The organism is Rhodococcus sp. MEB041, assembly GCF_030208955.1.
Classification (GTDB): Bacteria; Actinomycetota; Actinomycetes; order Mycobacteriales; family Mycobacteriaceae; genus Rhodococcoides.
This window is the reverse complement of sequence record NZ_JARVSZ010000005.1, coordinates 70,934-97,671: the sequence shown is the minus strand read 5'-3', so window position 1 is coordinate 97,671 and position 26,738 is coordinate 70,934. Positions and strand designations below refer to the sequence as shown.

The 26,738-nt window shown below is 68.3% G+C and carries 24 protein-coding genes; 9 read left to right on the top strand and 15 right to left on the bottom strand.

Annotation, left to right across the window (positions count from 1 at the left end; genetic code table 11):
* Positions 1-29 precede the first annotated feature (29 nt).
* From purL to QRN16_RS14505, 4 genes are all read right to left on the bottom strand, one after another.
* A complete protein-coding gene (purL, locus tag QRN16_RS14520; RefSeq protein WP_056446708.1) occupies positions 30-2,339 on the bottom strand; it encodes a phosphoribosylformylglycinamidine synthase subunit PurL in 2,310 nt (769 codons plus the stop codon).
* Positions 2,340-2,526: 187 nt separating this feature from the next.
* Positions 2,527-3,069, bottom strand: a complete 543-nt coding sequence (locus QRN16_RS14515; RefSeq protein WP_285187763.1) for a dihydrofolate reductase family protein — start codon at positions 3,067-3,069, stop codon at positions 2,527-2,529.
* A gap of 85 nt (positions 3,070-3,154) precedes the next feature.
* A complete protein-coding gene (locus tag QRN16_RS14510; RefSeq protein WP_056446702.1) occupies positions 3,155-3,376 on the bottom strand; it encodes a hypothetical protein in 222 nt (73 codons plus the stop codon).
* A 123-nt stretch (positions 3,377-3,499) separates the two neighbouring features.
* Positions 3,500-4,774 carry a M18 family aminopeptidase gene (locus tag QRN16_RS14505; protein ID WP_056447496.1) on the bottom strand — a complete coding sequence of 425 codons (1,275 nt, stop codon included), beginning with the start codon at positions 4,772-4,774 and terminating at the stop codon, positions 3,500-3,502.
* A gap of 729 nt (positions 4,775-5,503) precedes the next feature.
* Here QRN16_RS14505 and QRN16_RS14500 point away from each other — a divergent pair.
* Positions 5,504-6,766, top strand: a complete 1,263-nt coding sequence (locus tag QRN16_RS14500; protein ID WP_285187757.1) for an alpha-amylase family protein — start codon at positions 5,504-5,506, stop codon at positions 6,764-6,766.
* Here the strand turns inward: QRN16_RS14500 and purQ are convergent.
* Positions 6,756-7,466, bottom strand: a complete 711-nt coding sequence (gene purQ, locus QRN16_RS14495) for a phosphoribosylformylglycinamidine synthase subunit PurQ (protein ID WP_235578796.1) — start codon at positions 7,464-7,466, stop codon at positions 6,756-6,758. The two genes, QRN16_RS14500 and purQ, sit on opposite strands and share 11 nt — an antisense overlap.
* Positions 7,463-7,696 (bottom strand): phosphoribosylformylglycinamidine synthase subunit PurS, encoded by a 234-nt coding sequence (gene purS, locus QRN16_RS14490; RefSeq protein ID WP_285187755.1) that lies wholly within the window; start codon positions 7,694-7,696, stop codon positions 7,463-7,465. Before purS ends, purQ begins: the two co-directional genes overlap by 4 nt.
* A gap of 89 nt (positions 7,697-7,785) precedes the next feature.
* Here purS and QRN16_RS14485 point away from each other — a divergent pair, with 89 nt between their 5' ends.
* Positions 7,786-8,430 carry an MBL fold metallo-hydrolase gene (locus QRN16_RS14485; protein WP_285187753.1) on the top strand — a complete coding sequence of 215 codons (645 nt, stop codon included), beginning with the start codon at positions 7,786-7,788 and terminating at the stop codon, positions 8,428-8,430.
* 31 nt (positions 8,431-8,461) lie between these two features.
* Positions 8,462-9,196, top strand: coding sequence for an SIMPL domain-containing protein (locus tag QRN16_RS14480; protein WP_222627889.1), 735 nt, complete (start codon positions 8,462-8,464; stop codon positions 9,194-9,196).
* Between the two features lie 19 nt (positions 9,197-9,215).
* On the opposite strand, the gene QRN16_RS14475 is transcribed toward QRN16_RS14480, so the two are convergent.
* Positions 9,216-10,874, bottom strand: a complete 1,659-nt coding sequence (locus QRN16_RS14475) for an FAD-binding dehydrogenase (RefSeq protein WP_027504305.1) — start codon at positions 10,872-10,874, stop codon at positions 9,216-9,218.
* 64 nt (positions 10,875-10,938) lie between these two features.
* On the opposite strand from QRN16_RS14475, the gene QRN16_RS14470 reads away from it, so the two are divergent.
* The gene (locus QRN16_RS14470; RefSeq protein ID WP_285187750.1) at positions 10,939-11,559 is read left to right on the top strand and encodes a TetR/AcrR family transcriptional regulator; all 621 of its coding nucleotides are present in this window, start codon (positions 10,939-10,941) and stop codon (positions 11,557-11,559) included.
* Between the two features lie 12 nt (positions 11,560-11,571).
* Here the strand turns inward: QRN16_RS14470 and QRN16_RS14465 are convergent, their stop codons facing one another.
* Entirely contained in the window at positions 11,572-12,153 is a 582-nt protein-coding gene (locus QRN16_RS14465) for a helix-turn-helix domain-containing protein (protein WP_222627893.1), read from the bottom strand.
* A gap of 65 nt (positions 12,154-12,218) precedes the next feature.
* On the opposite strand from QRN16_RS14465, the gene QRN16_RS14460 reads away from it, so the two are divergent.
* Both QRN16_RS14460 and hglS read left to right on the top strand, forming a co-directional pair.
* The gene (locus QRN16_RS14460) at positions 12,219-13,781 is read left to right on the top strand and encodes a bifunctional NAD(P)/FAD-dependent oxidoreductase/class I SAM-dependent methyltransferase (protein WP_285187748.1); all 1,563 of its coding nucleotides are present in this window, start codon (positions 12,219-12,221) and stop codon (positions 13,779-13,781) included.
* A 9-nt stretch (positions 13,782-13,790) separates the two neighbouring features.
* Entirely contained in the window at positions 13,791-15,059 is a 1,269-nt protein-coding gene (gene hglS, locus QRN16_RS14455) for a 2-oxoadipate dioxygenase/decarboxylase (protein ID WP_285187746.1), read from the top strand.
* Here the strand turns inward: hglS and QRN16_RS14450 are convergent.
* From QRN16_RS14450 to QRN16_RS14440, 3 genes are all read right to left on the bottom strand, one after another.
* Entirely contained in the window at positions 15,039-15,776 is a 738-nt protein-coding gene (locus QRN16_RS14450) for a DUF2334 domain-containing protein (protein ID WP_027504308.1), read from the bottom strand. The genes hglS and QRN16_RS14450 overlap by 21 nt on opposite strands.
* A 61-nt stretch (positions 15,777-15,837) precedes the next feature.
* The gene (locus QRN16_RS14445; protein WP_027504309.1) at positions 15,838-16,338 is read right to left on the bottom strand and encodes a glutathione peroxidase; all 501 of its coding nucleotides are present in this window, start codon (positions 16,336-16,338) and stop codon (positions 15,838-15,840) included.
* A gap of 95 nt (positions 16,339-16,433) precedes the next feature.
* On the bottom strand, positions 16,434-17,819 hold the full coding sequence (locus QRN16_RS14440; protein ID WP_027504310.1) for a cation:dicarboxylate symporter family transporter: 1,386 nt from the start codon (positions 17,817-17,819) through the stop codon (positions 16,434-16,436).
* A 157-nt stretch (positions 17,820-17,976) separates the two neighbouring features.
* On the opposite strand from QRN16_RS14440, the gene QRN16_RS14435 reads away from it, so the two are divergent.
* Together QRN16_RS14435 and QRN16_RS14430 are read left to right on the top strand one after the other, a co-directional pair.
* Positions 17,977-19,530: a sensor histidine kinase gene (locus tag QRN16_RS14435; protein ID WP_027504311.1), complete on the top strand. Its 1,554-nt coding sequence runs from the start codon at positions 17,977-17,979 to the stop codon at positions 19,528-19,530.
* On the top strand, positions 19,523-20,242 hold the full coding sequence (locus QRN16_RS14430) for a response regulator (RefSeq protein ID WP_037184018.1): 720 nt from the start codon (positions 19,523-19,525) through the stop codon (positions 20,240-20,242). The genes QRN16_RS14435 and QRN16_RS14430 overlap by 8 nt, the downstream gene beginning before the upstream one ends.
* 1 nt (position 20,243) lies before the next feature.
* Here the strand turns inward: QRN16_RS14430 and QRN16_RS14425 are convergent, their stop codons facing one another.
* From QRN16_RS14425 to QRN16_RS14415, 3 genes are read right to left on the bottom strand one after another with little or no spacing between them, the layout of a single operon-like run.
* On the bottom strand, positions 20,244-21,137 hold the full coding sequence (locus QRN16_RS14425) for an alpha/beta hydrolase (RefSeq protein ID WP_285187731.1): 894 nt from the start codon (positions 21,135-21,137) through the stop codon (positions 20,244-20,246).
* Between the two features lie 49 nt (positions 21,138-21,186).
* Positions 21,187-23,352 (bottom strand): S9 family peptidase, encoded by a 2,166-nt coding sequence (locus tag QRN16_RS14420; RefSeq protein ID WP_285187729.1) that lies wholly within the window; start codon positions 23,350-23,352, stop codon positions 21,187-21,189.
* A 5-nt stretch (positions 23,353-23,357) separates the two neighbouring features.
* Complete coding sequence (locus QRN16_RS14415) at positions 23,358-24,242, bottom strand: phosphoribosylaminoimidazolesuccinocarboxamide synthase (RefSeq protein WP_056446672.1); 885 nt, start codon at positions 24,240-24,242, stop codon at positions 23,358-23,360.
* A gap of 99 nt (positions 24,243-24,341) precedes the next feature.
* Between QRN16_RS14415 and QRN16_RS14410 the strand changes: the two genes are divergently transcribed.
* Positions 24,342-25,757 (top strand): MDR family MFS transporter, encoded by a 1,416-nt coding sequence (locus tag QRN16_RS14410; protein WP_027504317.1) that lies wholly within the window; start codon positions 24,342-24,344, stop codon positions 25,755-25,757.
* On the opposite strand, the gene QRN16_RS14405 is transcribed toward QRN16_RS14410, so the two are convergent.
* Positions 25,754-26,671, bottom strand: coding sequence for a siderophore-interacting protein (locus tag QRN16_RS14405; RefSeq protein ID WP_285187725.1), 918 nt, complete (start codon positions 26,669-26,671; stop codon positions 25,754-25,756). The two genes, QRN16_RS14410 and QRN16_RS14405, sit on opposite strands and share 4 nt — an antisense overlap.
* Positions 26,672-26,738: the final 67 nt, after the last annotated feature.

The following is a 26,738-nucleotide window of genomic DNA, read 5'->3' as shown; positions in this document are numbered from 1 at the left end:
GGTGCCGGTGCCGGTGCCGGGAAGGTCGGTCAGCCGAAGAGCGCCGGGAGCGTCCCCTCGTACGCCTCGCGGAGTTCGGTCAACGGGACACTGAACAGTCCCTGGAACTCCACCTCGTCCGACCCTTCGTCGGCCACCCCGATACGCGTCCATGGCATCCCCCTCGCGCTGCACATCCCCGTGAACCTGGTCTCCTCGGTCCGAGGGACAGCAACGAGTACCCGCCCGGACGATTCCGAGAACAAGGTGACGAAAGGATCTGTTCCTTCGGGCGGCAGAATGCGGCACCCGGTCTCGCCGGCGAGCGCGACCTCGACGACGGTCTGCGCGAGCCCGCCCTCGGACAGGTCGTGCGCCGCGGTGACCAGACCGTCGCGGCTCGACGCCGTGAGGATGTCGGCCAGCAACTGCTCGCGAGCCAGATCCACCTGCGGCGGAACACCACCGAGATGGTCGTGGACGACCTGGGCCCAGATCGAGCCGTCCAATTCGTCGTGCGTGTCACCCAACAGGATCAGGGTCTCGCCCGGCTCCAGGCCGATGCCCGTGGGGATGCGGCGGTGGACGTCGTCGAGGACACCCAGCACACCCACCACCGGGGTCGGCAGGATCGGCGTCGACCCGGTCTGGTTGTAGAAACTGACGTTTCCGCCGGTGACCGGAATGCCCAGTTGCACACAGCCGTCCGCCAGGCCGCGTACCGCCTGCTGGAACTGCCACATGACACCCGGATCCTCGGGCGACCCGAAGTTCAGGCAGTTGGTGACGGCCTTCGGCGTGGCGCCCGTCGTCGCGACGTTGCGGAACGCCTCGGCCAGAGCCAGCTGCGCACCGCGGTACGGATCCAGCGCGGTGTACCGGCCGGACGCATCGGTCGCGAGAGCGATTCCGCGGCCGGTCTTCTCGTCGATGCGCACCACACCGGCATCGGCGTGCTCGGCGAGCACGGTGTTGCCGCGGACGTACCGGTCGTACTGCTCGGTGATGAGCCGCCGACTGCAGAGCTGGGGGGAGGAGATCATCTGCAGCAGGGTCTCGCGCAGTTCCACGCCTGTGGTCGGACGGGGCAGACCCTCGGTGGTGTTCGCCACCAGGGCATCCTGGCTCGCGGGCCGCTGCACGGGACGCTCGTAGACGGGACCGTCGTGGGCCACCGTCTTGGGCGGCACGTCGACGACGACCTCGCCGTGCCAGGTGATCTCGAGATGCTCACCGTCCGTGACCTCGCCGATGTCGGTCGCCAGCACGTCCCACTTGGCGCACACCGCCATGAAGGCGTCGACGTTCTCCGGTGCCACCACGGCGCACATGCGTTCCTGCGACTCGCTGGACAGCACCTCCGCCGGCGTCATCCCGGTCGCACGCAGCGGAACCCGATCCAGGGCGATGTGCATACCGCCATCACCCGCCGAAGCGAGCTCGGAGGTGGCACAGGACAATCCGGCACCGCCGAGGTCCTGGATACCGACCACGAGCTTCTGCTGGTAGAGCTCGAGGCAGCACTCGATGAGCACCTTCTCGGTGAACGGGTCGCCCACCTGCACCGCGGGTAGCTTGCGTCGGCCCTGCTTCTCGTCGAACGTCTCGGACGCCAGCACCGACACGCCGCCGATCCCGTCGAGGCCCGTACGGGCACCGAACAGGATGATCTTGTTGCCCGAGCCCGACGCGAACGCCAGGTGCAGATCCTCGGTACGCATCACTCCGGCGCACAGCGCGTTGAGCAACGGGTTGCCGGCGTAGGACGCGTCGAACACCGTCTCGCCGCCCACGTTCGGAAGGCCGAGTGAGTTTCCGTAACCGCCGACGCCGCGCACGATGCCCTCGAGCACCCGGCGCGTGTCCGGAGCATCAGCCGCACCGAAACGCAACTGATCCATCACCGCGATCGGACGAGCACCCATGGCCATGATGTCGCGCACGATGCCGCCGACGCCGGTGGCCGCACCCTGGTACGGCTCGATGTACGACGGATGGTTGTGGCTCTCCACCTTGAAGGTGACAGCCCACCCGTCGCCGACGTCGACCACGCCCGCGTTCTCACCGATTCCGGCGAGCATTCCCGACCGCATCTCGTCCGTCGTCGTCTCGCCGAAGTACTTGAGGTGCACCTTCGACGACTTGTACGAGCAGTGCTCGCTCCACATCACCGAGTACATCGCCAACTCGGCGTCCGTCGGACGGCGGCCGAGGATCTCCCGGATGCGGGCGTACTCGTCCTCCTTCAGACCCAACTCCGCCCACGGCTGAGCGACGTCGGGCGACCCGGCCGCAGCGGAGACGGTGTCGACCGGAGGGGTGGGGAGGGCGTCGACCTGAGGAGTGGACTCGACAGACACGGTGGATGGGGTCCTTCCCTCGGCAGAATGTCGAGGTCATTCTATGTGCAGGACCCGACACCGTCCGACCGGCCTCCGGCCTGCCCGTTCGTCGGCCCCGACCGGCCTCCGGCCTGCCCGTTCGTCAGCCCCGACCGGCCTCCGGCCTGCCCGTTCGTCAGCCCCCGACCGGCCTCCGGCCTGCCCGCTAGTCCCCCTTGACGGCGTAGTCGACGACCACGTTGCCCTTGCTCGTGACGAGGGAGTTGGTCAGGACGAGACGAGTGAGCGGATCCCCCGGCTCGAACAGGTGCTGGCCCTTGCCCACGACGACGGGGTGCGTCATCAGGGTCAGGGTGTCGAGCACACCGGCCAGGAAGAGCTGGCGGACCAGAGAGACGCCGCCCACCAGCGCGATGTCGCCACCGTCGGTCTGCTTGAGTCGACGCACGAACTCCACCGGATCGCCGTCGATGAGCGTCGAGTTCTGCCATGCGAGATCTCCGGTGAGCGTGCGTGAGGCGACGAACTTCTCCACCGGATTGATGAAGCCGGCGAAGGGGTCGTCCGCCCCCGCGTTGCCGAAGTGTTCCGACCACGACTCGTAGGCGACCCGACCCATGACGGCGGTGGTCGTCCTGCTCATGAACCCGCCCATGGACTGGCCGAGTTCGTCGTCGAAACTGTCGAACTGCCACTGGTCGGGAGCCTCGACCACACCGTCCACCGAGTGGAAGAGCCCTGCCGTCACCGCACGCATCGTGTACCGCCCTCGTGAAGAACCGGCGCCGGTCGCCGATCACTGCGGGACAGACCATGCCGGACGCCGGAACTCATCACCCCTCGTTCGCCGCGGACTCGATCCAGTCCGTCGCCGCGTCCGTCAGCTCGGACGACCCGTCGACGGACTCACCGGCCCACCACGACGGGTCGGTGAGATCGCCGTTCACGCGCAGCACGTCGTCCCTCACGGCGGACGGGAGCGGCTCACCGTTGTGCTCGACCAGCCAGTCCCGAGTCTCCGCCGTGACGGCCGGCCACCACTGCGCGATCTCCATCCCGCCAGTCTCCCCCGCCGGGCCCTGTACGGCTTCAGGATTCGTCGGCCGAATCGACGGGGTTCCCGTACCCACCGCCCGGCCCGGCGGCACCAGGTGGCACTCAGCGCAGCCCGACCGGCGCTACGCCCCCAGGAACGCAGCCAAGGCGTCGGCGTACATGTCGACGTCGTGTGCGCCCATCACCTCGCGCGCGGAGTGCATGGCGAGCTGCGCGGCACCCACGTCGACGGTGGACAGACCGGTGCGGGAGGCGGTGATGGGGCCGATGGTGGAGCCGCACGGCAGATCGGCCCGGTGGACGTACCGCTGCAGTGGGACGTCGGCTCGCTCGCACGCCAAGGCGAAGGCCGCGGCACCGGCGGCGTCGGTGGCGTAGCGCAGATTCTGGTTGACCTTGAGCACCGGGCCACCGTTGACCTCGATGCGGTGCGCGGGCTCGTGCCGCGAGACGTAGTTGGGGTGGGTCGCGTGCGCCATGTCGCCCGAGGCGTGGATCGACCCGGCCATCGCGCGCAGGAACTCCTCGCGGCCGCCACCACGCGCGAGCACGATGCGCTCGAGGACGGTGTTCATCAGATCCGAGAACGCGCCACGGTCCGACATGCTGCCCACCTCCTCGTGATCGAAGAGTGCGAGCACGGGGATGCAGTCGTCGGCTTGCGCGGCCGCGACGACCAGCGCCTCGGTTCCGGCGTAGCAGGTGCCCTGGTTGTCCAGTCGCGGCGAACTGACGAGGTCGTCCGAGAGTCCCACCACTGCAGCAGGATTGAGGTCGTGGGTCATCAGTTCCCACCCGAGCACGTCACCGGGATCCACCCCGACCTCGTCGGCGAGGAACCCGATGAACGAGTGGGGTGATCGCCCGACGCCCCAGATCGCGTTCACGTTGTTCTGCGGATCGAGGTGCACTCCCTTGCGATCCTCGGACAGGTGGATCGCCAGCTGGGGCACGCGCAGGATGGGACGGTCGACGCGCACGAGGACGTCTCGCACCGAGCCGCCGTCACGCACACCGAGACGGCCGGAGATGCCGAGATCGCGGTCGAGCCAGGAGTTGAGCCACGCGCCGCCGTAGGGCTCGAGGGCGACCATCTGCCACCCGGCGACGTCGAGATCGGGGTTCTGCTTGACGCGGAGGTTCGGACTGTCGGTGTGCCCGCCCACGATGCGGAACGCCGCGTCGGGCGCGCGTTCGGTGGACCAGGCGATGATCGAACCACCGCGGACGACGAGGTACCGGCCGGGCTCGGAGGGCCACGCGTCCGTCTCGGCCACGGCGGTGAACCCGTGCGCCGCCAGTTCCGAGGCCACGGTCTCGACGACGTGGAACGGCGACGGGGACGCGTCGACGAAGGAACAGAGGCCGGCCGCGGTCGCGGAGGTGAGGGACGCCATGGTCACCGATCGTAGAGAGACGGGGTGCGGAGACAGCGATGCCGGGCCCACCACGAGGGTGGACCCGGCATCACGAGTCGAGAAGGGTTCAGCTGAAGAAGCTCAGGCCGTCGAGGAAGCTTCCGGCGCCACCGAAGATGTCGGACAGTGCACCGAGAAGGTCGACGAAGCTGGCGAGGTCGGTCATGAGGAGCTCCCTTTGTGAGGTTGGTGGGCTTGTTGCCCGCTTGCTAAGTAATCCACACAAAAGAATGGCTCGCAACCCGAAAATTGTCGCGATTCGGTGACGAGAATCGACTCACGGGTCGATTTGTGCACCACCTGCAACGCCGGGCCACGGGCGAGCCATTGTCACCAGCACTGTCGCCTCGCGTGGACTCCGACCCGATCCGACGCCGACTCCTGCCATTCCACGCCGGGCACACCTGTGGGGCGGACTCGGCCGAGTTCGCCCCACAGGGATGATCGGGTCAGCTGAAGAAGGACAGTCCGTCGAAGATCGATCCGAGCGCGTCGACGATCCCGGACAGGTTCTGGAAGAGTTCGAGCAGATCGGTGAGGTCGGAGGACATGGTGACTCCCTTGGCACGGTGGTGACGAACGGTCGTCCGCCGACGTCAGTTACTCATAGTGACAGTCACTACACAACCGGAATCGAATTGTGCGATCCGACAAGCAGACCGTCGCTCGGCGAACCCTCGCCGAGACCGGGAGAAAGGGGGAAATGCGATGCAGGACTGGGTCGATCACGTCATCTGGTGGCAGGTGTACCCCCTCGGGTTCGTCGGCGCCGAGGCCGAGGCAGTGGACCGCACCGAACACCGACTCGACCGGATCGAGGGCTGGTTCGACTACCTCCTCGAGCTCGGGTGCAACGGCCTCGCACTCGGCCCGGTGTTCGCGTCGGAGACCCACGGCTACGACACCGTCGACCATCTCCGCATCGATTCCCGTCTGGGAACCGACAGCGACATGGACGCACTCATCGGTGCGGCACGCGCCAAGGGCATCCGAGTTCTGCTCGACGGCGTCTTCAACCACGTCGGCAGGAGCCACCCGCAGTTCGTTCGTGCGGAGCAGGACGGGCCCGACTCGGACGCGGGGCGGTGGTTCCGCTGGAAGGACGGTCGGCCGCGCACGTTCGAGGGCCACGATCTGCTGGTCGAGTTGAACCACGACGAGCAGGCGGTGCAGGAGCACGTCGCACAGGTCATGACGCACTGGCTCGACCGCGGTGTCGACGGATGGCGGCTCGACGCGGCGTACGCGGTCTCACCGGCCTTCTGGGCGGCGGTGCTCCCCCGTGTGCGAGAGGCACATCCCGACGCCTGGATCGTCGGCGAGATGATCCACGGGGACTACTCGTCGTACGTGCGGGAGTCCGGACTCGACTCGATCACGCAGTACGAGCTGTGGAAGGCGACGTGGAGCGCCCTGAAGGACGCGAACTTCTTCGAGTTCGCCCACGCGCTGGGGCGCCACGACGAGTTGCTGCCCACGTTCGTTCCGGCGACGTTCGTCGGCAACCACGATGTCACCCGGATCGCGTCCACCCTCGACGACGACGATGCCGACATCGCCGCCGCGCTGCTGTTCTTCGTGGCGGGAACGCCGACGGTGTACTACGGCGACGAGCAGGGATTCCGCGGGATCAAGGAGGAGCGGGTGGGTGGCGACGATGCCATCCGACCCGAGTTCCCGGCGACACCCGACGATCTGGCGCCGTACGGATGGCCGCACTACCGGCGCCACCAGGCCCTGATCGCGATGCGGCGACGGTTCCCGTGGCTGCACCGTGCGCACGCCGAGGTGTCCGGACTGGAGAACACCGCGGTCACCCTCACCGCGACGGACGGCACGACGACGCTGGTGCTGTCGGCGAACATCGGCGACGCACCCGTGCCTCGACCGGCCGGAGACATCGTGGCAGCAGCCGACGGAGTGGAGAACGACCTGCGGCCGCACTCCTGGGCGGTGACCGTCAGGCCGTGACGATCGCGTCCAGCGCAGAGTAGAAGATGCCGAGGCCGTCGTCGCTGGGGCCCGTGAGGGCCTCGGTGGCATGCTCGGGGTGCGGCATGAGTCCCACGATGCGTCCGTCGGCGGACGAGATGCCCGCGATGGACCGTTGCGAACCGTTCGGGTTGTCACCCGAGTAGCGGAACACGACGCGTCCCTCGCCCTCGAGCTCGTCCAGGACCGCCTCGGACGCCTGGAAGCGACCCTCACCGGACTTAAGCGGAACGAGGATCTCGGCGCCCGCCTCGTACCGCGAGGACCACGCCGAGGACGTGCTCTCCACCGTGAGCCACTGATCGCGACACGTGAAGTGGAGGTTGGCGTTCCGGGTGAGGGCGCCGGGCAGGAGTCCGGCCTCGCACAGCACCTGGAAGCCGTTGCAGATTCCGAGGACGGGCATGCCGCCCTTCGCTGCGTCGATGACCGCATCCATGACGGGGGCGAAGCGCGCGATGGCGCCGGCGCGCAGGTAGTCGCCGTAGGAGAAACCGCCGGGGACGACGATGGCGTCGACGTTCTTCAGATCTGCGTCGCCGTGCCAGAGGCTGACGGCCTCACCACCTGCGAGCGTGACCGCGCGCGAGGCGTCGATGTCGTCCAGCGTGCCGGGGAAGGTGATCACACCGATCCGGGCGGGAAGGCCGGAGGCCGGTCGATCTTCGAGGCGAGTCACAGCCGGGTCACTTTCCATTCCTCGATGACGGTGTTGGCCAGGAAGGTCTCGGCGATCTGGTCGAGAGTCGCATCGTCGACGTCGTCGCCGACCTCGAGCTCGAATCGCTTGCCCTGACGGACGTCGGAGACATTGGCGAAACCGAGTCGCGGCAGCGCCCCGACGATGGCCTGTCCCTGGGGGTCGAGAATTTCCGCTTTGGGCATGACGTCGACAACCACACGGGCCACGTGAGAGCTCCTGAGCTAAGAGGGCAGATCCAGCAGGCACTTTACCCAGTCCCGAACCACTCCACGAATCCGGCGCATACTGGGGAACCATGGAGCTGACTCACTTCGGACATTCGTGCATTCAGGTGTCGATGGCGGGATCGACGGTGCTGTTCGACCCCGGCGCCTTCTCTCACGGGTTCGAGGGCATCACCGGCCTCGACGCCATCCTGATCACGCACCAGCATGCGGACCACGTCGACACCGATCGGTTGCCGGCGCTCCTCGAAGCCAACCCCGACGCGGCGCTGTACGCGGACCCGCAGACGGCCGACCAGCTCGGAGATCGGTGGACCGCCGTGAACGCGGGAGACGTCTTCTCCATCGGGGGCGTGCAGGTGACGGGTGCGGGCGGCACGCACGCGACGATCCACCCGGACATCCCGCTGATCGACAACATCGCGTATCTCCTCGGCACGCCGGATCAGCCCGGGCAGCTGATGCATCCCGGCGACTCACTGTTCGTTCCCGACGTGGAGATCGACGTGCTGGCACTTCCGGCAGCGGCCCCGTGGATGAAGATCGGCGAGGGCATCGACTTCCTCCGCGCCGTCTCTCCGCGACTGGCCGTTCCCATCCACCAGGCCATCGTCGCGCCGGACGCGCGCGGCATCTACTACGGCATGCTGTCGGGCCTCGCGGGCGAGGGGACGGAGTTCCGCGCCCTGGAGGAGGAGACGGGCACGCCGCTCTAGACATTCCCGGACCGTCGTGGACACTGACCCGATGACGTGGACCAGGAGTACTTCGAAGGTCATCGGATCTGCCGCCCTGCTGGCCGTCGTGGCGGCGACCGCGGCATGCGGGACCGGGGAGTCCGGTGCGTCGGCCACCGACACACCGCCGGGGATCTCCGTGTCCGGGGTCGGCGAGATCCAGGGCACCCCGGACACTCTCACCGCTCAGATCGGTGTCGAGACGACGGCGGACGACGTGACGACGGCGATCGACGAGGCGAACACCGCGGTGACTGCGGTGACCGAGGCGATCGCCGCTGCCGGAGTGGACCGCGCGGACATCCAGACCCGCCAGGTGTCCATCGACCCGCAGTATGCCGACGGGTTCGGGGGCGGAACCTCCACGATCTCCGGCTACCGGGCGTCGAACATCCTCGGTGTGACCGTGCGCGACCTGTCGCGAGCGTCGGCGGTGCTGGGCGACGCCACCCGCGCAGGTGGGAACGCGACCCGAGTGTCCGGCGTGTCCTTCCGCATCGACGACGATTCCGACCTCATCGCCGACGCTCGGTCACGGGCATTCGCGGACGCTCGCGACCGAGCCGAGCAGTACGCGTCCCTGGCGGGAAGCGATCTAGGCAAAGTCCTGTCGATCACCGAGAACATCACCGGCCAGGAGTCGGCGCCGAGCTTCGACAGAAGTTCCGCCTCGTCCGCGGTGCCGATCGAGCCGGGGCAGCAGACCGTCAGCGTCTCGGTGAACGTGCAGTGGGCGCTGGGATGACTCCCCGGCTGCAGTACACCTAGCGCCGCAGGGCGCGTCCCGCGGCACGTCCGGAGAAGATGCACCCCCCGAGGAATGTGCCTTCGAGCGAGCGGTACCCGTGCACACCGCCGCCACCGAAGCCGGCGACCTCGCCGGCCGCGTAGAGCCCCGGGAACGGCGTGCCGTCGGCTCGGAGCACCCGGGAGTTCAGGTCGGTCTGCAACCCGCCCAGCGACTTTCGCGTCAGAAGGTGCAACTTGACGGCGATCAGCGGACCCGCTGCGGCACGCCCGGTCTCGTCGAGCAGCTTGTGCGGTGTGGCGATGCGCGCCAGGCGATCGCCTCGATAGTTGCGCGCCGCGTGGATCGCCGAGACCGAGAGGTCCTTGCTGAAGTCGTTGTCCATCTCACGATCTCGCGCGACGACCAATTTCTCCACGTCGGCGGCGTCGAGCGTGACGTCACCGATCTTGTTCATTCCGGCGACCAGTTCTGCCACCGTGTCGGCGACGACGAAGTCGACGCCCTTCTGTTTGAAGGCCTCGACGGGGCCGGGTGCGCCGGGACGGACTCGCTCGAGAAGCTTGCGCAGATCGCGGCCGGTCAGATCCGGATTCTGCTCCTGACCGGAGAGTCCGAACTCCTTCTCGATGATCTTCTGATCGAGGAGGAACCACGTGTAGTCGTGTCCCGTCGACACGATGTGTTCGAGAGTGCCGAGCGTGTCGAAGCCGGGGAACAGCGGCGCCGGTAGCTGCTGACCCGACGCGTCGAGCCACAGCGACGACGGACCCGGCAGGATGCGGATGCCGTGGTTCGGCCACACGGAGTCCCAGTTGGTGATGCCCTCCGTGTAGTGCCACATGCGGTCCTCGTTGATGATGTTCCCGCCCGCGGCACGCGAGATCTCCAGCATCCGACCGTCGACGTGCGCCGGTACGCCCGAGAGCATGTGAGAAGGGGTGCGGCCCATGCGCTTCGGCCAGTTCTTCTGCACCAGATCCCAGTTGCCGCCGATGCCGCCGGAGGTCACCAGCACCGCGCCGGCCCGGATCTCGAAGTCCCCCACCACGGTGCGGGACGACGTCACGCCGCGGGCGACGTCGGTCGGCTCCAGGACGGCGCCGCGCACACCGGTCGCGACACCGTCGGTCACCACCACCTCGTCGACCCGGTGCCGGAAGGCGGGGATCACGCTGCCGCGGTCGATACCGTCTCGCACGATGCGTTCGAAGATCTCCACCAGTCCCGGCCCGGTACCCCAGGTGAGATGGAACCGCGGCACGGAGTTGCCGTGGCCGGTGGGGCCGTAGCCGCCGCGTTCGGCCCACCCGACGACCGGGAAGATCTTCCAGCCGCGCTCGCGCAACCAGGAGCGCTTCTCCCCCGCCGCGAACGCGACGTAGGCCTCGGCCCACTGGCGAGGCCACTCGTCCTCGGGACGGTCGAAGCCGGCTGATCCCATCCAGTCCTGCAGCGCGAGTTCGTAGGAGTCCTTGACGCCGAGACGACGCTGCTCCGGGCTGTCCACGAGGAACAGCCCGCCGAACGACCAGAACGCCTGGCCGCCGAGGTTCGCCTCGTTCTCCTGATCGAGCAGGATCACGCGCTTGCCCGCCTCGACCAGTTCCGCTGTCGCGACCAGTCCTGCGAGACCCGCACCGACCACGACGACATCGCACTCTCGTATCCCCATGACCTCACCGTATACGGCGAACCACGTTTTCGATACCGCCGGTATCGAGCGGTACTCTTCCCGAGTGAGCACCCCCGACCCGAACATCACCGAGCCGACCACGCGCCCCCCTCGCAGCGAGGTTCGCGAGCGGATCATCGCGTCCGCGATGACAGAGTTCGGTCGACGCGGGTACGCCGACGCCACCCTCGATGCCATCGCCGAGCAGGCCGGGTTCACCAAGGGCGCGGTCTACTCGAATTTCGGTTCCAAGGAGGGGCTGTTCTACGAGCTGATGGACCGGCAGGTGCTCGGTCGGGCGCGGATGTCGGTCGACCTGCTCGCCGAGCTCCCCTCCGACCTGCGGGAAGCCCAGCGGGTGCTGAGTACCCGTCTCACGGAGGCGATCTCGAACAATCGCGACTGGCATCTGCTGTTCATGGACTACTGGTCGAGGGCCCTGCGCGACCCCGAGGTGGGTGCCCGCTTCGCCGAGCACAGGGCGCAGCTCCGGGCGGCGGTCACCGACGCCGTCGTCAGCGTCACCGAGAGCTCCGGAGCGACGTTGCACGTTCCCGCGGAGTGGGTCACGTTCGTCATCCTGGCGCTCAGCAACGGTCTGGCCGTCGAGGAACTCGCCCAGCCGGGCATCGTGCCCCCGCAACTGATGGGCGAGGTCGTCGGGCGCCTCCTGCACATCCCCTGACCACGAAGGTCCTCAGCGCCCCGAATACGTCGCCTTCACATGCATCCGTTCGCCCTGCGGTCCAAAGATTCCCAGGTACTCGACGGGCCGGCGGTCGGCGCTGCCGAACCAGTGCGGAAGGTGAGTGTCGAATTCGGCCACCTCACCCGGACCCAGCACCAGGTCCTTGTCGCCCAGAATGAGTCGTAGCTTCCCGTTCAGCACGTAGATCCAGTGATAACCCTCGTGAGACCCCAACCGCGGGTTCTCCTCGTAGCGATCTCCGGGGACGATCTGCTTGAACGCCTGCAACCCGCCCGCCCGGCGCGTCAGCGGGACGACGGTGACGCCGTTCGTCGTGACCGGCGTGAACTGCACCCGCGGATCTCCGGTCTCGGGGGCGTCGACGATGTCGTCCAGGGGAACGTCGTACACCTTGGCCAACGGCAGCAACAGCTCGAGGCTGGGCTTTCGTTGCCCCGATTCGAGCCGGGAGAGCGTGCTCACCGGGATGCCCGTGCGTTCGGACACCGCGGCCAGGGTCACGTCCGCCGCGACGCGGAGAGCGCGCAGGCGCGGACCGATCGCACTGATCACACCGTCGAAGTCGTCCATACCTCATATTGCAGTTTCGGCAAATATGTTTGTCAAATCCGCAGACTCGGGCGCACAGTGTCCGCATGACCTCACACCACCACGTCGACGCCGACGTCATCGTCCTCGGCGGCGGGTCCGCCGGACTGTCCGCCGCACTCATGCTCGGCCGTGCCCGTAGGCGAGTCCTGGTTCTGGACAACGGAACTCCTCGCAACGCACCTGCCTCGCACATGCACGGCGTGCTGGGTCGGGACCACACCTCGCCGCTCGACTACCTGAAGAACGGCCGAGCTGACCTCGAGCGATACGACGTCACGATCGTCGACGCCACGGTCACCGCACTCGGCGGTCACGTCGGGCACTTCTCCGCGACCACGGACGACGGACGCGCCTTCTCTGCGCGGCGCATCGTGGTGACGACCGGACTCACCGATCTGCTCCCGCCCGTCGACGGTCTGGCCGAACGCTGGGGTCGGGACGTCGTGCAGTGCCCCTACTGCGACGGGTGGGAGATCCAGGATCACCGCATCGGCGTCCTGAGCACCGGGCCGTTCAGCATCCATCACGCCTCGATGTGGCGGCAGTGGACAGAGGACCTGACCTTCTTCACCGACGGCGGACCTCTGGCGGACGAGGATCGCGAGAAATTCACCGCGCGCGGCATCGAGATCGTCGAGCAGAAGGTCACCGCGGTGCTCACCGGGGAGGATCGCCTCCGTGCGGTCGGGCTGGCCGACGGGACCGAGGTCGCGGTCGACGCTCTCGCCGTGGGACTGCGCTTCACCGCTCGCAGTGAACTTCTCGGGTCGCTCGGCCTCACCACAGTGCCGCACGCGACCGGACTCGGCGACGTCGTCGAGGTCGATTCCTTCGGTGCCACCACCGTGGCGGGAGTGTGGGCGGCGGGCAACGTCACCGACCCGTCGGCCACGGTCATCGCCTCCACCGCGCAGGGAGCCCTCGCCGGCGCTCACGTCAACGCGAACCTCATCGCCGAGGAGTTCGACCAGGCGGTCCAGGCAGGGCGCCCCCGTCCGGCGTTGGACGGGCACTTCTGGGACGAGTTGTACCGGGAGTCGGACAAGCGGTGGAGCGGCAATCCCAACCCGACACTGGTCCAGTACGCGGAGCACCTCTCCCCCGGGCGCGCCGTCGACGTCGGGTCGGGTGAGGGCGCCGACGCCGTGTGGCTGGCGGAACGCGGCTGGACCGTCACCGGCGTCGACATCTCCGAGGTGGCCGTGGAGCGGGCACGCGGACTGCACGAGGGTGTGACGTGGCTGGCCAGGGACCTGCTGATCGACCCGCTGCCGCCGCACTCCACGGATCTGCTGACGCTGCACTACTTCGGCATCCTGCGGTCCGGGCCGGCGGACGGGGTCGCGCGCCTCGTCGACACCGTCGCTCCCGGCGGGACGCTGCTCATGGTCGGCCACACCCCGTCGCCCGGACACCGCTGGGCAGGGTTCGATCCGTCGGACTTCCACAGCCCCCACTCCGTCGCCGAGTCCCTCGACCCCGCCGAGTGGACCGTCACGGTCGACGAGACGCGTCCACGACTGGTGGAGGCAGCACCCGGAACCCCCCACGTCTCCGACGACATCCTGGTGGCCGTCCGGGTGCCGGAACGGGTCGGACAGCGATAGCGTCGTCGCATGATCCCGGCGTCCGATCTCCGCGCTCGTTTCGCAGTCGCCCTCTCGGCGATGTACGGCCGTGAGGTCCCGGCGTACACGACGCTGGTGGAGGTGGCGACCGCGGTGAACGCAGACGTGGTGGCTCGCGAGGGTGCCGAGGCCGAGCGCCTCGGCACCCTCCACCGCGTCACGGCGGAACGGCACGGAGCCGTCCGGGTGGGGACCGTCGCCGAGTTGCGCGACGTGGCACGACTGTTCGGGGGATTCGGCATGCACCCCGTCGGCTTCTACGATCTGCGTGACGCCGCCACCCCGATACCGGTGGTGTCCACGGCGTTCCGGCCCGTGGACTCGATCGAGCTGGCCCGCAACCCGTTCCGGGTGTTCTGCTCCTTGCTCGTCGTCGACGACCGCAGATTCTTCACCGCCGATCTGGAGCAGCGACTCTCGACCGCACTCGAGGCGCGCACGCTCGTCCCGCCCGACCTGGTGCGCCTCGCGGTCCGTGCCGCCGAGGACGGCGGGTTACCGGAACCGGAGGCCACCACGCTCGTCGACGGCGCCGTCGCCGTTTTCGAACTCGGCACGGAGCCCGTCGATCGCGCCTGGTACGACGAGCTCGAAGCCGTGTCGTCGGTGGCCGCGGACATCGGCGGGGTGTCGTCGACGCACATCAACCACCTGACGCCGCGGGTGCTCGACATCGACGACCTGTACCGCCGCATGGCCGAGCGCGGTATCGAGATGATCGACAGGATCCAGGGACCCCCTCGGTGGGCCGGACCGCCGGTGCTGTTGCGCCAGACGTCGTTCCGAGCTCTCGCCGAACCTCGACTCTTTCGCGACGCGTCCGGTGCCACGTTCTCCGATCGGCTCCGCGTGCGCTTCGGTGAGGTGGAGGCACGGGGCGTCGCCCTCACCCGCCGCGGCCGGGAGGTGTACGACACCGCTATGGCGCGGGTGGACGGCCTCTCCGACGAGGCCGCTGCCCGGGAGTGGGCGCAGCACTTCCCCGGCACCGATCAGGAGATGGCGGAGCGCGGACTGGCCTACTACCTTCGCACGCCGGACGGGCTCGAACCCGTTGTCTACGAGGACTTCCTACCCGCGTCCGCCGCGGGGATCTTCCGGTCGAACCTCACCTCGGACGGCGCCGTGGACACCGATGCCGAGGGAACGAGCTGGTCGGCGGAGTCCCTGTCCGAGGCCCTCGGGATGCCGATCGCGGATCCCTACGACCTGTACGACGCGCAGGTCGCGGCCGGGTCAGGCGACAGCGGTGCGTGAGCGCGGAACCCACTCGTAGCGGGCCGACGTCGCACCGTGGAAGCGCGCCAGGTCCACCGCGTCGAGCATGGCGGCACGGGGGCCCGGACGGCCGAGCTGCTTGGCGCTCACCGACAGTCGCACCACGCCGCCGCGGCGAGCCGTACGGCCGGCACCCATGACGAGCGCGCGGCACCACCACGGTTCCGTGGACCCGGGCTCCCAGACGTAGCCACCGGATCCGGTGCCGAAGCCCTCACCGATACCGTGGACCCGACCGCGCACCGTGGTGCCCCGCTCGAGGTCCTGGATGCCGGCGAGCCCGGCGAAGACACGGAACCCGACCGTGGGAAGGGCGGACACCGCACCCGGTGAGGCTACCCAGCGGGGCGGTGCGAACACGCGGGTGCGCATGCCGATCTCCTCCATGACCCGGTCCGCGGCGCGCAACCGCAGCTGCGCCTCGTGAGCGGGGAGGGTCGCGAACTCGGCACGACGCCGCTTGGTGGCCGCCTGGTCGTATCCGTGCAGGACCAGTGCGTCTCCGTGATCGCGGCGCATGCGCAGCCAGTCCTGCGTCTCGGTGTCGCGCGTGAGGCGGTACTTGTCCTTCAACCGTGGGGCCACGAGAAGCGACAACTCGATGTCGCGGCGATCCATCTCCGCGGCGAACTCGGCGGCGGCGTCGCGGGTCTCGTCGCGGATACCGGACACGGACACGATCAGACGTGCACTCATGAAGAAACCGTCGCACACCGAGGTGTACGACGGTCTCGTCCCGTGTGAACGCCGGGCGACGTCAGAGAGTCGGAACGGGCAGCACCTTGTCGATCGCCGCGAGAACCTCGGGGGCGTCCGGTTCGGTGCGGGGGCGGAATCGGCCCACGACCTCGCCGTCCGGCGAGACGAGGAACTTCTCGAAGTTCCACTGCACGTCTCCCGCGTTCCCCTCGGAGTCCGCGGTCTGCGTCAGGATCTCGTAGAGCGGGTGCCGGTTCTCGCCGTTGACGTCGACCTTCTCCATCAGCGGGAAGGTGACGTCGTACGTCGTGGAGCAGAACGTCTCGATCTCCTCGGCCGAGCCGGGCTCCTGGCCACCGAACTGGTTGCAGGGAACGCCCACGACCGAGAGTCCGCGGTCCGCGTACTCGCGGGCCAGCTTCTCCAGCGTCGTGTACTGCGGGGTCAGGCCACACTTCGAGGCGACGTTGACCACGAGCACCGCGCGGCCGCTGTACTCCTCGAGCGAGGTGGGAGCGCCGCCGAGAGTGCTGATGCCGACGTTCTGCAGTTCTGTCATGGGCTCACAGTACCGGCCGGTAACCCGTGAGCACGAGAGCGGGCGCACCCTCCCTGTGTGGAGGATGCGCCCGCTCTCGGTCGGTGCGTGCGGTGCTAGTTCTTCACGAGGTCGGGCTTGGCTTCCGGATCGCGGGCCTCTCCGTGCCCGTCGTCCACCATCGTGGTCTCGTCGAACGGGAGCTTGCCGGCGAGGACGTCCTTGACGCGTTCGTTGTCGATCGTCTTCGTCCAGGTGCCGACCAGCATCGTGGCGACGGCGTTACCCGAGAAGTTGGTGACGGCGCGAGCCTCGGACATGAACCGGTCGATGCCGACGATGAGGCCGATGCCGTCGAGCAGCTCGGGGCGGTGGCTCTGCAGCCCACCGGCGAGCGTGGCGAGGCCGGCGCCGGAGACGCCGGCCGCACCCTTGCTGGCGATGATCATGAAGACGAGCAGCGAGATCTGCTCGCCGAGTCCGAGCGGGTTGCCCATGGCGTCGGCGATGAAGATCGAGGCCATCGTCAGGTAGATCGCGGTGCCGTCGAGGTTGAAGGAGTAGCCGGTGGGGACGACGACGCCGACCGTGGTGCGCTGCACTCCGACGTGCTCCATCTTGGCGATGAGGCGCGGCAGGGCCGACTCGGAGGACGAGGTGGCGACGATGAGCAGGTACTCACGGGCCAGGTACTTGACCAGCTTGAAGATCGAGACGCCAGAGACGAAGCGCAGGATCGTGCCGAGGATGCCGAAGACGAAGATGGTGCAGGTCAGGTAGAAGGCCAGCATGAGGGTGGCCAGCTGGACCACGGCCTCGAAGCCGGTGTCACCGACGACCTTGGCGATGGCGCCGAAGGCACCGATCGGGGCGAGCCACAGGATGCCGGCCAGGATGCGGAAGACGAGCTTCTGGATCGAGCCGATGCCGCGGAGGATGCCCTCACCCTGCTTGCCCATGGCCTGCAGGCCGAAGCCGACGAGCAGCGCGACGAAGAGGGTCTGCAGCACGCTGCCCTCGGTGAGCGACGACAGCAGCGACGTCGGGATGATGCCCTGGATGAAGTCGAGCGTGCCGCCGGCACCTTCCGCGGTCTCGACGAGCTTGCCGACAGCGCCGGAGTTCGGCTCGATGTTCAGGCCGGTTCCCGGCTGGATCAGGTTGCCGACCACCATGCCGATGGCGAGGGCGAAGGTGGACATCGTGATGAAGTAACCGAGGGCGAGGCCGCCGACCTTGCCGACGCTGGCCGCGGCCTTGACCGACCCGATGCCGAGCACGATGGTGCAGAAGATGACCGGGCTGATCATCATCTTGATCAGATCGACGAACATGGTGCCCAGCACGCCGAGGCTCGACCCGACCTCGGGTGCGACGAGACCGACGATGACACCGCCGATCACGGCGATGATCACGGCGATGTAGAGCCAGTGGGTCTTGTCCCGCTTCTTCTTGGGCGGCGGGGTCGCGTCGTACGGTTCGGCGTCGATGCTGGCGGTCATGGTTGTCCTTACGATCGTGGCGTGAGGTGGATCACGCTTGTCTGAATGGAATGGTGGTCCATGAGCGTGACCCGAGTCACCAATGAGTTCATTTCGTTCATGTGTACAGCGGTCACGCGCACGTCGTGAGCAGAACAGTCGAACCCGGAGGAACCCCGTGAGCAGCACGAACACCCGGCGTCGCCGCAGTGTGGCGCGGCAGCTCCTCGTCGGCCAGCTCGCGGTCGTGGTGCTCCTCGTGACGCTCGGCGGCGCTCTCGCCCTCGTCGACGCCCGCCGGGACAGCGACGAGAGCATCCGCCGGGAGGTCGTCGACATCGCCGTCTCGATCGCGACTGCCCCGTCCACGGTGACCGCACTCGCGAGTGCGGATCCCACAGCCGCGCTGCAACCGGTGACCGAGCGCGTGCGCATCGCGACGGGGATGGACTTCATCGTCGTCATGTCGCCCGACCGCACGCGTTTCACCCACACCACCACCGAGCTGATCGGCGGGCAGTTCACGGGCACGATCGACCGGGCGCTCGCCGGCGAGACGTTCACCGAGACGTACCGCGGATCTCTGGGACCGTCGATCCGCGCCGTCACGCCCGTGCTCGACGACGGCCGCGTCGTGGGGCTCGTCTCCGCCGGGGTCACCCGCCAGAAGATCTCCAGTCAGTTCGTCGCCGGGCTCCCGGCAGTCCTCGGCATCATCGCGGCGGCACTCGGCGTGGCCCTCGCGGCGTCGTATCTACTCAATCGGCGGCTCAGTCGTCAGACCCTCGGGCTCGCGCCCGACGAGCTGCGCAGCATGTACGAGCACCACGACGCCGTCCTGCACTCCATCGGCGAGGGGCTGGTGGTGTGGGGCGACGACTCGGAGGCGGAGCTGGTCAACGACGAGGCGCGGCGGCTGCTGGACCTGCCCGAGGGTCCCGTGACGCGCGAGCGCCTTCCGGAATCGCTGCGCGGACTGGGCGACACCGCCGTTCGCGACGAGATGCACCTGACGACGACGCGTGTCCTCGTGGTGACCCAGGACCCCGTCCTGCACGGGTCCCGCCGGCTCGGCACGGTGACCGTGCTGCGCGATCACACCGAATTGCAGCGTGTCATGGGCGAACTCGACTCGATGACGTCCTTCGCCGAGTCGCTGCGCTCGCAAGCGCACGAGTCGGCGAACCGTCTCCACACCGTCATCACGATGGTCGAACTCGGCCGCACCGAGCAGGCGGTCGAGTTCGCCACCCAGGAACTCGAGCTGTCGCAGAACCTCATCGACCGGCTCATGAGCACGGTGCAGGAACCCGCGGTCGCAGCACTGTTGCTGGGCAAGGTGAGCCAGGCCGCCGAGCAGGGCGTCGAGCTCACGGTCACCGAGGACACCGCCCTCACCGACACCGAGTCCTTCGACCGACGCGAATTGGTCACTCTCGCCGGAAATTTGATAGACAATGCGATCGATGCAGCGAAGCAGTCGGACGAGCCGTGGGTGGAGGTGACCGTGCGCGAGAGCGAGACGGACCTCGTGATCCAGGTGGCGGACAGTGGACCGGGAATGGACGCGGACGCCCTGGCGAGAGCACGGACCCGCGGTTACTCCACCAAGTCCGGCTCGCGGGGCCTCGGTCTCGCGCTGGTCACCCAGGTGGTCGAACGCCATCACGGGACCCTGACGTCGGAGACGACCTACGGATCGGTCGTCACCGCGAGCATCCCGCATGAGTGAGGCACCCGGTCCCGACGACACCACCATCCGCGTGCTGATCGTCGAGGACGAACCCCTGATCGCGGAAGCCCATTCGAGCTACGTCGGTCGTGTCCCCGGCTTCACCGTGGGTGCGATGGTGCACACCGCGTCGGGCGCCATGCGCGCGGCGTCCAAGGCCATCGCCGACGGGTCGCCGTTCGATCTGGTCCTGCTCGACATCGGGCTGCCGGACGCCAACGGCATCGACGTCGCCGCCGCACTCGGTGGACTGCGCCCCGGACCCGACGTCATCGCCATCACCTCCGAGCGCGACCTCGCCGTCGTGCGCAACGCCGTCGCGCACGGGGTGGTGCTGTACCTGCTCAAGCCCTTCACCTTCGCGGCGTTCCGGGACAAGCTGGAACGGTACGGCGAGTTTCGCAGCGCCCTGCGCGACGGCGAGTCGGCGGTGAGTCAACGCGACATCGACCGCGCCATGGCCTCTCTGCGCACCGCGGACGAGCGCGCCGCCTCCCCCAAGGGCATCGCTCCGGCGACACTCACCGAGATCTCGAACAGCGTGCGGGCACAGCCCGAGGGACTCGGGGCCTCCGAGGCAGCCAAGGCCGTCGGCGTCTCCCGGGTGACGGCGTGGCGCTATCTCGAACGGCTCGCCGACGACGGGCTCGTCGAGCGGCACACCGAGTACGGCAGGGCCGGACGGCCCCAGGTGCGGTACCGCTGGCGGTGAGTCAGCCCAGCGGGACCGTGCGCTCCAGGAACGCGATCTGATCGGCCACCACGCGCTCGAACGGGTCGCCGACATAGATCTCGAAGTGGCCGTACGGGTACACCTCGATCTGTCCGCGAGGCGCCTTCGCCGCATGGCGCAGGGTCGCCTTCGTCGGTGCGACGGTGTCCGGATCGCACACGCAGAACAGCACCGGCGCGGTGATCTTCTTCGCCGCCCGGCCGGGCAAGTACCGGGTGATGGCGAGTACGAACCGAGCCGCCACCTCGTTGGAGAAGGCGGAACCGGGGGGCTGCAGACCGAGGTACCCGTCGAGCGCATCGGTGCTGGCCATCAGTGCGACACCACGGTGTTCCGCGGCGAGCGGCACCATCACGGGAGGCTTGCCTCGGAGCGATCCGACGATGTCCCGGACGGCGAGCGGGGTGATCCTGAGCGTCGTGCTCAGCGGCGTGGCCAGGGCCGACGCGAGCCCGTCGGTGAACGGGCACTGGGAGATCACCGCGGCGACCCGGCCGTCCCGAGCGGCGGCCTCGAGGACGTGGCCACCGCCGAACGAGGACCCCCACAGCACCACTCGGGTCGGATCGATCCCGTCGATCGTGCGGGCGTGCGCGATGGCCGACGCCCAGTCCTCGAGTTGGAGCCTGATGTCGAGGAGCTGCCGTGGCTCGCCGCCACTGGCGCCGAAGTGGCGGTAGTCGAACACCAGGCACGCGTAGCCGGCAGCAGTGAAGCGCTCGGCGTACGCGTCGAGCCGCATCTCGCGGACACCGCCGAGACCGTGAGCGAGGACGACGATCGGCTGCCGCTCGCTCGGTGTGGCCGGACGGTACAGCCACGCCGCACAGGTGGCGTCCCCGGACACGAACTCGACATCACGACGTTCACTCACTGCGGCCCCCGACCGTCATTCGCTGCAGTCCACCCCCCGGCGAACGCCGTCAGCTTGCCGTATCGCGGCCACCCGTGGCAATCGCACCCGTGCGTTCGATCACCCACGCGTACTCGAAGGCGATCTCCTTCCACTTCTCGTATCGCCCGCTGACCCCGCCGTGCCCGGCACTCATCTCGGTCTTCAGCAGAATCGGCTCGCTGCCGGTGTTCTTCACCCGCAGAGCGGCGATCCACTTCGCGGGTTCGACGTAGAGCACGCGCGTGTCGTTGATCGAGGTGATGGCCAGGACGGCCGGGTAGTCCTTCTCCGCCACGTTCTCGTACGGGCTGTACGACTTCATGTAGTCGTAGACGTCCTTGTCCTCCAGCGGGTTTCCCCACTCGTCCCACTCGATCACCGTGAGCGGCAGCGACGGGTCGAGAATGGACGTAAGCGGATCCACGAACGGCACGTTGGCGAGGATGCCCGCGAACAGTTCGGGTGCGAGGTTGGCCACCGCTCCCATGAGGAGGCCGCCCGCACTGCCACCGTCGGCCACCAGACGATCGGGAGACGTGACCCCGGTGTCGATCAGATGCCGTGCGCACGAGACGAAGTCGGTGAACGTGTTCTTCTTGTGCAGCATCTTGCCGTCCTCGTACCAGAGGCGGCCCATCTCCCCGCCGCCGCGCACGTGCGCGATGACGAACACGATGCCCCGATCGAGCAGGGACAGTCTCGACACCGAGAAGCCCGGGTCCATGCTCGCCTCGTACGAGCCGTACCCGTACAGCAACGTCGGCGCGCCGCCCTCGGACACCTCGACGTCGACGCGCTTGATCACCGAGAGCGGCACTCGCGTGCCGTCCTCCGCCGTCGCCCACTCCCTGGTCTGGGTGTACCGCGTCGGGTCGAAATCGCCGAGCACCGGCTGCGACTTGCGCAGGATGCGCTCGCCGGACGACAGGTCGTAGTCGTAGACACGCGAGGGCGTGATGAACGAGGTGTAGCCGAAACGCAGCAGCGGTGCGTCCCACTCCGGATTCGAGCCGAGACCCACCGAGAACAGTTCCTCGTCGAACTCGAGCTCGTGACGCTCGCCGTAGCCGCTGTCGAGCAGTGGCCACAAGGCCATGCGCGGCACGGCTTCCCGGCGGTACGACAGCACCAGGTGGTGCGCGAACGCGTCGACGTCCTCGAGCCGCACGTCGTCGGCGTGCTCCAGGAGAATCGTCATGTCCGACGGGTCTTCCACCGGCGCGTCGGCCAGGACGAAGTTCTCCGCCTTCACTCCGTCGACGACGTCGTTGTGCAGGATCAGGAACCGGTCGCGGCCCGCGACCACGGCGTGCTCCGCGCTGTACTCGACGCCGTCCCTGCGCGGCAGGATCACGTGGAACTCGCCCGTCGGATCCTGCGCATCGAGGTACCAGCCCTCGGTGGTGACCTTCGACCCCACCCAGATCACGAGGTACTTCTCGCTGCGCGTGGATCCGAAACTGACCCAGTAGGACTCGTCCGGCTCGTGGAAGACCACCACGTCCTCGGACGTGGGCGACCCGATCCGGTGTCGCCACACCTTGTCGGGCCGCCACGAGTCGTCCACGGTCTGATAGAAGAGGTACTGCTGATCGGCGGACCAGGTCGCTCCGGGAGCGGTCTGCTCGATCTCGTCCGGGAACAGCTCCCCGGTACGAAGATCTTTGATGCGCAACGTGTACCGCTCGTCGCCGGCCGTGTCGACGGAGTACGCGAGCAGATGTCCGTCGTCGCTCAGGGAGAATGCGCCGAGCGAGAAGAAGTCGTGTCCTTCTGCCAGCACGTTGGCGTCGAGGACGATCTCCTCGCCGGGGACCTCGACACCCGGTTCGAGCGCGGGCGGCGTCCAGTCGTCCACCGAGGCGACCGGGCAGCGGCACTGCATGCCGTAACTCTTGCCTTCGAGCGTGCGCCCGTAGTACCACCAGAGTCCGCGGCGCGTGGGCACCGACAGGTCGGTCTCCTGTGTGCGCGACTTGATCTCGTCGAAGATCGCCGTGCGCAGCGGCTCCAGGTGGGCCGTCTGCGCCTCGGTGTAGGCGTTCTCCGCCTCGAGGTACGCGACGACCTCGGGATCCGACTTCTCCCGCAACCACTCGTACGGGTCGACGACGACGTCACCGTGGTGGGTGCGCGTGTGCGGAACGGTCTTGGCGATCGGTGGTGTCGTCTGCTGTGCGTCGTGCGTCTGCATGTCGGTCACGGTCGTACCCAATCGTCGAAGGAGAGACCCGAGAGTCGTTCGTACGCCTCGACGTAACGCGACCGGGTGCGGTCGGCGATGTCGTCGGGCAGCGGCGGGGGCGGTGCGTCGCCGTGGCGGTCCCATCCGGACTCACCGGTCAGCCAGTCCCGGACGAACTGCTTGTCGAAACTCGGCTGCGCCTGCCCCTCGGTGTAGCCGTCGAGCGGCCAGTACCGGGACGAATCGGGAGTCAGCACCTCGTCGGCGAGGACCACCTCGCCGTCGTCGTCGACACCGAACTCGAACTTGGTGTCGGCGAGGATGATTCCGCGTCCGGCGGCGAACTCCGCGGCGCGCGCGTAGATGTCGAGCGTCGCCGAGCGCAGCTTGTCCGCCGTGTCGGCTCCGACCAGGGCGACCACGGAATCGAAGTCGATGTTCTCGTCGTGATCGCCGATCGCCGCCTTGCTGGCGGGGGTGAAGATCGGCTCCGGGAGCGTGCTCGCCTCGGTGAGACCGTCCGGGAGCGGAACGCCGCACACCGCGCCTGTCTCCCGATAGTCGAGCAGCCCGGACCCGGTGAGGTAGCCACGGGCGACACACTCGACCGGCGCCATGCGCAGCGCGCGCACCACCAGCGCGCGGCCGAGCACCTCCTGCGGGATCCGCGGATCCTCCGCGTCTCCGGCGAGGTGATCGCGCACGCCGAGAGTGTCGAAGAAGAACACGCTCATCGCGGTGAGCACGCGACCCTTGTCAGGAATGGGCGTCGACAGCACGTGGTCGTACGCGGAGATGCGGTCGCTCGCCACCAAGAGCAGATGGTCGTCGTCGATGCGATACAGGTCGCGGACCTTGCCGGCCGCCAGATGGGGATACTGCGAGAGAGAGGGGCGCACGACGTTCGAGCGTAGTCGTGCCGCGCATCGCGGTGGTGGCGGTGTCTGGCAGTGTTCGGAGGGACCCTCGGTACCGAGGCGAACGAAGGAGCGTGGCGGGTGACGACGACGGACAGGGTGCAGGTCGGATTCCGGTCCGAACGAGGCCCGATCCTGGCGGCGCTGATGCTCTGCAACTCGCTCGTCGCCCTCGACTCGACGATCATCGCCACGTCCGTCCTCACCATCGTCGACGATTTGGGCGGCTTCTCCCAGTTCCCGTGGCTCTTCTCGATCTACCTGCTCGCACAGGCCGTCACCGTGCCGGTCTACGGCAAGCTGGCGGATCTCTTCGGCCGCAAGCGTCTCGTCCTGTTCGGCATCGCCGTCTTCGCGATCGGCTCGGTGCTGTGCGGGATCGCCTGGAGCATGCCCGCCCTCATCGTCGCCCGGGCGATCCAGGGCATCGGCGCGGGCGCGATCCAACCGATGGTGCAGACGATCGCCGGCGACATCTACACCGTGCGCGAGCGCGCGAAGGCGCAGGGCTATCTGGCCAGCGTGTGGGCGATGTCGTCCATCGTGGGTCCCAGTCTCGGCGGCATCTTCTCCGAGTTCCTCTCGTGGCGCTGGATCTTCTTCGTCAACATCCCGCTGTGCCTGGTCGCGGCGGTGATGCTGATCCGCAAGTTCGACGAGACGGCGAGGCCGTCGACGCGGCAGAGCATCGACTACGTCGGCGCCGCGCTGCTCACCGTCGGCGCGGGCGCCCTCATCCTCGGGCTGCTCGAGGGTGGTCAATCGTGGGCGTGGACGTCGGGAGCGAGTGTCGCGGTATTCGCCGTCGGAGTGGCCGGGCTCGCCGCCTTCGTGCTCGTCGAGAGACGCGTCGCGTCCCCCGTGCTGCCACTGTGGGTGCTGACGCGTCGCGTCCTGGTCGCCACGAGCGCCGTGGGCGCCGTCATCGGCGCCGTCGTGCTCACGCTCACCACGTACGTCCCGACGTTCGTCCAGGGCGTACTGGGGCTGAGCGCACTGGCGGGCGGCTTCACCCTCGCACCGCTCCTGCTGTCGTGGCCGCTGATGTCGTCACAGTCGGGTCGGGTGTATCTGCGCATCGGGTTCCGGCGCACCGCGGTCATCGGTGGGTCGATCGTCACGGCCGGTTCGCTGCTCACACTGGGATGGACCACGACGTCGTCGGTGTGGGAGATCTGCGTCGGGTGCCTCGTGATCGGAGCCGGGATGGGGCTGATCGCGGGCCCTGCGCTCATCGCGGCGCAGTCGAGTGTCGACTGGTCCGAGCGCGGAGTGGTCACCTCCACCAACACGTTCGCCCGCAACCTCGGCAGCGCCGTCGGCATCGCGGTGTGCGGGGCCATCGTCAATGCCACCGTCGGAGACGACGCATCGCCGACCGAACTCGGCGACGGTCTGCACATCGTGTTCTACACGGTGATCGGCGGAGCGGTCCTGCTGCTGATCGCCGCGCTCGCGATGCCCGGTGGCCGTATCGCCGATCCCGAGAAGAGCTAGAGGCCGACGCGCTCGAGGAGTGCCTCGAACTCCTCCTGCGCCTGCGCTTCCGACTTGCCCTCGCGCAGAGCGCGCTTGTAGCCCGCGAGTGCCATCGCCTCGTACCGCTTGTAGGAGGCCAGCCACTCCTCGGCGCGCTCGCGCCAGTATCCGATGACCGAGCACTCACGGGTGCTCATGCCCCACTGCTTGCGCACGTGGGAGCGCACCGCGCGGGACGCGCCCGCCTCACCGGCGAACCACACGTATCCGGAGCCCGCGGAACGCTCGTACGACGCGACCGCATCGGGGAGGACACTCGGCATCACACCGTTGCCGGTACCCACGCGCCAGTCGACGGTGACGTCCGCCGCCGTGTCGAACGACTGGATGTCGGCGGGGTCGAGGACCTCGAGCACGACGTGGGTCCGCAGCCCGGCCGGTGCCTGTTCGAGTGCTCGGGCGATGGCCGGCAGACCCGTCTGGTCCGCCACGAGCAGTTGCCACGCGGCGTCCTCGGGACACCGGTACCAGGAGCGGGGGCGCGAGAGGACGACGCTGTGGCCCGGGCGCGCCAGCCGCGCCCAGTCAGACGCGACGCCGCTCTCGTGCAGGACGAAGTCGATGGTCAGCGTGTCGTCGTCGCGCATGCGGACGGTGTAGTTGCGGCACTCCGGCCGCGTCGCCGCGTCGTGGTAGCCCCACACGCCCTTACAGCAGGTCATCGGCGGCAGGACGTCGTCGACGGCGGGCGGGAAGTACACGGTCACGCACTCGTCCGGTGCCTCGACGCCGACGTACCGTTCCACCCACGGGCCGCCGAGAACGATGCGCACCATGCTGGGTGAGATCGCCGTCGTGGACAGCACCGACGCCGGATAGAAGCCGGGTTCCGCATCGAGCGTCGCGGCGTCGAGTTCGAACGCTGTCGACATCGGACCTCCTCGCCTGCGGCACGCTCGGGGAAATCGAGCGACTGTAAGGCGAGCCTAACCATGCCTG